Origin of the sequence: Gordonibacter sp. (assembly GCF_036667095.1) — a bacterium.
Classification (GTDB): domain Bacteria; phylum Actinomycetota; class Coriobacteriia; order Coriobacteriales; family Eggerthellaceae; genus Gordonibacter.
The window spans coordinates 1-3,349 of sequence record NZ_JAVWUP010000243.1 but is presented as its reverse complement, the minus strand read 5'-3'; the positions used below and the strand labels follow the sequence as shown (position 1 = coordinate 3,349).

The window sequence follows — 3,349 nt, the reverse complement described above, 5'->3', positions numbered from 1 at the left end:
CTCTTATGTTCTCGAGTTTGCTATGTGCCGAACCCCTCTTCCAGCTGAGGATACTTCGCAATTTGAGCACATAGCAAAACTATCCTTTTCCCATCTGCAGCCTGATGAGATAGGAGAAAACCATGCAGGTAGACGAACGTCTCGATGCATTCCGCACGTTCATCGAAGCCAACGGCAATTCACCCAATGTTTGCGCCATGTACTTCAAAAGAGTCCGCACGTTCCTCGGAAAGCATTCTGAGGCAATGACCGCCGACGAGCAGGTCCTCAGGGAAATAGTAGATGAGTACATCGAATCCCTTCCCGTAACCTCGGGTATAGGCGTCACCGCAACTGCGGTCAGGTACTACTGGACGATGAGGTTCGGGAAGCCGTACTTCAGGCGTTTCGACCCGCGAAGCTATCCCGTGAACCAGTCCATCGAGCGGGAGTGCCTCGAGTTCGAAGCGCAGCTGATGTCCAGCGGGCGCCTCAGCCCGGTGACTGTGAGGCAGCGGGCAACCAAGGTGAAGCAGTACCTCTACACCATGTTCGGAAGTGCGGAATTCGAGCGCGGTATGGTCAACCTCGCAAGCGCTATGGTCTACATATCCGAGAAGATCGCCCATACGTCCGCTTCTACCAAGAGGGGTTTCTGCACGGAGATCAGGGCCTACGCGAGCTTTCTTTGCGCTAACGGGCACGAGGATACGGCTGGGCCGATCACGAAGGTCGCACTCAAAGGGCCCGAGCCGATGGACTCTCTGCCCAAGTGTATCAACGAGGAGGACTTCGAAGCGCTGACGACATCGGTGGATCCGGAATCGGCTCGAGGCAAGCGCGACCTAGCGATGCTGCTGCTCATGGGAAACCTCGGCCTCAGGCGCAGCGATGTTGCCCTTCTTGCACTCGATGACGTCGACTGGGCCAACGGTATCTTACGCATCAGGCATTCGAAGAGCGTCTCCGACAGATCTATCCCCCTCGACTCGGAAACCGGCTCGGCGCTCGAGGACTACGTCGTGAATGCTAGGCCGATGGGCACAGGTTCCAGAAGCCTGTTCCTGCCCGACGGCCTCGAGGCAAAAGGCCCTCGGATGACGTTCGAGCAGGTCGGGGGGGCGATAGGACTCCTGTCCGAGAAGGCCGGCGTTAGAGATTCGGGTACTCATCCCCTGAGGCGAGCGGTCGCTACCAACATGGTGAACAACGGTGTGCCCATAAAGCCCATTGCGGACATTCTCGGGCACGAGACGCTTGCGACCACGATGGGCTACCTGAGGGTCAATGTCGAAAGCCTGCGGAAGGCGGCGGCGCCGTGGCCGAAGGAGGTTGCGATATGAGCATCATAAAGGCCCAGGTTGAGGCCTACATCGCCTACAAAAACGGGCTTGGGGTCCCCCTGGTGTCCGAGGGCTCGGCTATGCGCCAGTTCGCGAGGTATGCCGATTCCGTCGGCCATGAGGATCCGATCAACGCGGAGATTGCGGTCGGATGGGCAAGGAGCGGCGTCAACCATGCGGAGGGCTACGAGATCAAGCGCTACGAGATGGCGAGGCGCGTCCACGAGTACGCCTGCGCCTTGGCCGGCGTACCAGCGACGCTGCCGCCCGGGCTCATCGGCAAGAGCTGCAACCGGATAACGCCCTACATCTTCACTGACGAGGAGATCTCGCTTATCATGTGCGCCGCATCAAGGATGTACGTTCAACAAGACGCGATGAAGCCGCTCGTGTACGCCGCCGTCATAGGTCTTCTCAGGGCAACGGGCATGCGGCCAAACGAGGCGCTCTCCCTTGACGACTCCGACTTCGACCCGGACGCAGGCACCTTCCTCGTGAGGAAGGGCAAGAACAACCGCGAGCGTCTGGTGCCCGTCGAGGACTCCACGGTTGATGCCATCATGCGCTACCGCGAACGCCGAGACGGACTCAGGGACGGTAGCGAGTGCCGAAGGCTCTTCGTCGTCAACGGCGACAAGCCGGTTCACCTCGGCAACCTCGAGCATTCGTTTTGCGAGATCAGATGCGTTTTGCTCAACAGGGGCGAGATTTGGGAAAGAAGACCTCCCAGAATTTACGATATGCGCCACACCTTTGCGGTAAGCAAGATACTCTCCTGGCACGAATCTGGCGAGAACGTCAGCGCCATGCTACCCGTGCTGGCAACCTACATGGGCCACAGGAATATCTCCGAGACCTACTGGTACCTTACCGGAACACCAGAGCTGCTGCAAGTCGCATGCGACGCGTTCGAGCAGGTCGCCAAAGGGGGTGAAGCCAAATGACCGCATCAGCAAACCTGACGGCCCTCATAGAGGGGTTCTTCCTCGAGTGGATGGAAAGGGATAGGAAACTCTCCGGCAACACCGTCGCCAGCTACAGGGATGCGTTCACCCTCTACTTCAGGTGGCTTCGCGACAAGCGCGGAATCGAGCCCCTGGAAGTCAGCATGTCCGATCTCACCGCCGATAGCGTGAATGAGTTCCTGAACTACCTAGCTGACGAGCGAGGCTGCTGTCCCAAGACGCTGAACTGCAGGCTTTCCGCTTTCTGGTCGTTCGCAAAGTACGCCGCGAGAAGGGCGCCCCAGCATCTGGGGCAGCTGTCGGAGATATCGAAGATACCGAACCGCAAGGCACGGCGCAGGGAGATAGGCTACCTGACCCCCGACGAAGTCGAATGGATGACCGACTGCTGCGAGCCGGGCTCGGAAACGGAGCTCCTGGTCGCGATGCTGTACAACTCGGGCGCTCGAATCAGCGAGCTGGTCACGGTCAAAGTGGAGGACGTGAGGACTTCAGCCAAAGGAAACTGCCACGTTCACTTCTTCGGCAAGGGCAGGAAGGACAGAACCGTGCCGCTTTGGGACGCCACCTCCCAACTGCTTCTATCGCACATCGAGCAGCTCTCCCTCAAAGAGGACGACTACGTCTTCGCAGGCAGAAACGTCGATCACCTTACCAGATCGGGCGCGAGAAGCAGGCTCGATTGCGTTGCGAAGAAAGCCAGGGCCGCCCATCCCGAACTCGCACGTAAGAAAATCACGCCGCATGTGTTCAGGCACTCGACCGCAATGGCGATGCTGGCTGCAGGTGTTGATATCGCAACCGTGGCAATCTGGCTTGGACACGAGGACATCAATACGACGCACAAGTACGTAGTGTCCGATATGGCCGTCAAAGAAGAGGCCCTTGCAAAGGCGCGGCGTGACTGGCAGCTCAAGCCCCGTAAACCCTACAAAGCCAGCAAAGACGTTCTGGATTTCCTGAACTCGTTATAAGCTCAACCAACGAACTATGTGCCGAATCTACGCAGTATCCTCAGCTGGAAGAGGGGTTCGGCACATAGCAAACTCGAGAACATAAGAG

The 3,349-nt window shown here is 58.4% G+C and carries 3 protein-coding genes; all 3 read left to right on the top strand.

Annotated features, from left to right (window positions below):
- The first annotated feature begins 122 nt into the window (after nucleotides 1-122).
- Genes RR842_RS13105 through RR842_RS13095 form a run of 3 tightly spaced genes read left to right on the top strand, consistent with a single transcriptional unit; the run spans nucleotide 123 to nucleotide 3,261 of the window.
- Nucleotides 123-1,322 carry a tyrosine-type recombinase/integrase gene (locus RR842_RS13105; RefSeq protein WP_332730045.1) on the top strand — a complete coding sequence of 400 codons (1,200 nt, stop codon included), beginning with the start codon at nucleotides 123-125 and terminating at the stop codon, nucleotides 1,320-1,322.
- Nucleotides 1,319-2,266, top strand: coding sequence for a tyrosine-type recombinase/integrase (locus RR842_RS13100; RefSeq protein WP_332730044.1), 948 nt, complete (start codon nucleotides 1,319-1,321; stop codon nucleotides 2,264-2,266). Before RR842_RS13105 ends, RR842_RS13100 begins: the two co-directional genes overlap by 4 nt.
- The gene (locus RR842_RS13095; RefSeq protein ID WP_332730043.1) at nucleotides 2,263-3,261 is read left to right on the top strand and encodes a tyrosine-type recombinase/integrase; all 999 of its coding nucleotides are present in this window, start codon (nucleotides 2,263-2,265) and stop codon (nucleotides 3,259-3,261) included. The genes RR842_RS13100 and RR842_RS13095 overlap by 4 nt, the downstream gene beginning before the upstream one ends.
- Nucleotides 3,262-3,349: the final 88 nt, after the last annotated feature.

What these genes read in the sequence shown, in the direction of transcription:
- RR842_RS13095 (WP_332730043.1), top strand. Translation starts at nt 2,263, where the DNA reads ATGACCGCATCAGCAAACCTGACGGCCCTCATAGAGGGGTTCTTCCTC.
- RR842_RS13105 (WP_332730045.1), top strand. Translation starts at nt 123, where the DNA reads ATGCAGGTAGACGAACGTCTCGATGCATTCCGCACGTTCATCGAAGCC.
- RR842_RS13100 (WP_332730044.1), top strand. Translation starts at nt 1,319, where the DNA reads ATGAGCATCATAAAGGCCCAGGTTGAGGCCTACATCGCCTACAAAAAC.